This is a genomic window from Arthrobacter sp. Hiyo1 (genome assembly GCF_001263615.2).
In the GTDB taxonomy this organism is placed as follows: domain Bacteria; phylum Actinomycetota; class Actinomycetes; order Actinomycetales; family Micrococcaceae; genus Arthrobacter.
Map to the genome: position 1 here is coordinate 1 of NZ_DF952478.1, position 1,952 is coordinate 1,952.

The following is a 1,952-nucleotide window of genomic DNA, read 5'->3' on the forward strand; positions in this document are numbered from 1 at the left end:
CCGCCGTCGCCTGCCGGCGGGCCCTCAACGAACACCAAAGCCGCGCCGCGCGGGAACACCGCTAGAAGGCCCGGCACTCCTGAACGTGACGTGAGCCGCCAAGTTTGTAGCGGTGCGGCGCCTGCCTGTGTGATCGTGGTCGAGTGAATCCCGGACTTATTGAGGACTGGACATGGGTCGGACGTGATTTGGGCCTGCTTGGCCAGAAGCCCGGCCCTACACGGCTGGGCTTCGCTTTGTTGCTGAAGTTCTTCGAGATCGAGGCGAGATTCCCGACTGGGCCAGATGGGCTCGATCCCGCGGCGGTGGCCTATGTTTCTGAGCAGGTCGGAGTTCCGGCGGAAGGCCTTGTCTCGTATATGTGAACGGGGCGGACAATCGAGCGTCATCGCTCCGATATCCGATCAGTGTTTGGTTTCCGGGAGTTCACCTCCGCTGATGGCCCCGCTGGCGGGCTGGTTGGCGGAGAGGGTGTGTCCGTCGGAGGTTCGTGAGTCTGCGCTTGTGGAGGCTTTGCTGGCACGGTGCCGTCAGGAGCGGATTGAGCCGCCGGGGCGTGTGGGCAGGATTGTTGGTGCTGGCCGGGCGTTGTTTGAGCAGCGCCTATGTGCTGATGTCGTCAAGGTTTTGGGGCAGGACGGAGCTGCTGGCCTGGAAGCTCTCGTCGCTGACGGTGCAGCGGGTTCTCTGTTGTCGGTGTTGAAGGCTGATCCGCGATCCCGGAACCACCGTCGGTGATCACGACCCGCGGGGCCGGGAAGCGTCCGATCAATGCCGCCCACGCGGCCTTCTTCTCGGTGTCACACCACTGCCAGCCCAGCACGTGCTCACCGGCAACGGCGATCAGGCAGCACCACGAACCGACGTGGATCCCGTCGACCTGGACTTGGTCGTGGACCTCCCCGGTCACCGGGATCCGCAGGGCAACGTTCCAGCACCAGGCCGTGCGGCGCCGGAATGACCGGGCGGAACCGAACGAGGTCAGCGATGACTGATTGGAGGTGCCCATCAGCCAGGCAAGGAACGCCTCGAGTTCGGAGCGTCTGCTGACGTCCTGGCGTTCACCGGAGCGGCTGGCCCCGCAGCCCAGGCACCGGTAGCGCTGCTTACCCGCGGCCGTTTTTCCGTTCCGTACCAGCGCCTGACCGCAGACCAGACATTCCAGAGATACGCAAGCGCCCCAGCCACCCTAAGCTTCCAAAGCTTAGCTATCCCGAAATTCACCCGCCAACACTGGGAAGCAAGCCCCTCCCATACACACGTTTTGTCCTATAACCCCTGTTGCGTAGTTGTCAGGGGGAGGGAAACGCCCCGCCCGGATCGGACAACCTGGACGGGACGTTCACCGTTCTCCCAATATGACTAGTGGAGACCATGTGCGGAGACGGTGATTCACAGCCTAGGCCTCCGTGCATGCCAGCGGGAAGGATTCGTCTTCCATGCCGATTCCGTTTTCGAGTTCTCGGAAAACCCGTCCGCAAACAAGGATTCAATGGCTCTAACCGGACACCCGTCAAGGGGCAGGGGTAAACCCGAACCAGACGGTCGTGCAGTCGACGTTGAACATTCCGTGCAATCGTCTTCGGAAACGACAACGAAGGAAACCAGCGACGCTGCCTCAAACTCGTCGCTTTCCCCACAAGATCCGCCGCGGGAAGGCCATACCGTAGACCTTGGTTCGGTAGCGAAGTCCGTGCCGGGAAGGCCCCGCAGGCCCACGCTCTGGCGGCCGAAGGGTTATTGAAGGCCCTGTGACGAGACGGTGGGTGCTTCTGTGGTCAAAGAGGCAGAAGTGACATATGTTAACCATGCGCCCCAGGTTTGCTCTGCTCTGGGCTGGTTGGGACGCACAATCGGAGACTCCCGGGACATTCCTGTGCCGCAGACGCCAAAACCGCTGGTAGAACGCTGCAGCGGACGAGCGTCCCGCGCGCTTTGGCCCGGAAGCCGCC

At 62.7% G+C, this 1,952-nt stretch carries 2 protein-coding genes and 1 pseudogene; 1 reads left to right on the forward strand and 2 read right to left on the reverse strand.

The features are described from left to right. The first annotated feature begins 143 nt into the window (after positions 1-143). A complete protein-coding gene (locus AHiyo1_RS22375; RefSeq protein WP_059390053.1) occupies positions 144-365 on the forward strand; it encodes a DUF4158 domain-containing protein in 222 nt (73 codons plus the stop codon). Between the two features lie 254 nt (positions 366-619). On the opposite strand, the gene AHiyo1_RS22380 is transcribed toward AHiyo1_RS22375, so the two are convergent. Beyond that, a complete protein-coding gene (locus AHiyo1_RS22380; protein ID WP_059390054.1) occupies positions 620-1,009 on the reverse strand; it encodes a hypothetical protein in 390 nt (129 codons plus the stop codon). Between the two features lie 75 nt (positions 1,010-1,084). Beyond that, positions 1,085-1,165, reverse strand: a pseudogene (locus tag AHiyo1_RS28425) (transposase-like zinc-binding domain-containing protein); the annotation flags it as partial. Positions 1,166-1,952: the final 787 nt, after the last annotated feature.

Coding starts and splice junctions, on each gene's coding strand:
- AHiyo1_RS22380 (WP_059390054.1), bottom strand. CDS start 1,009: ATGGGCACCTCCAATCAGTCATCGCTGACCTCGTTCGGTTCCGCCCGG.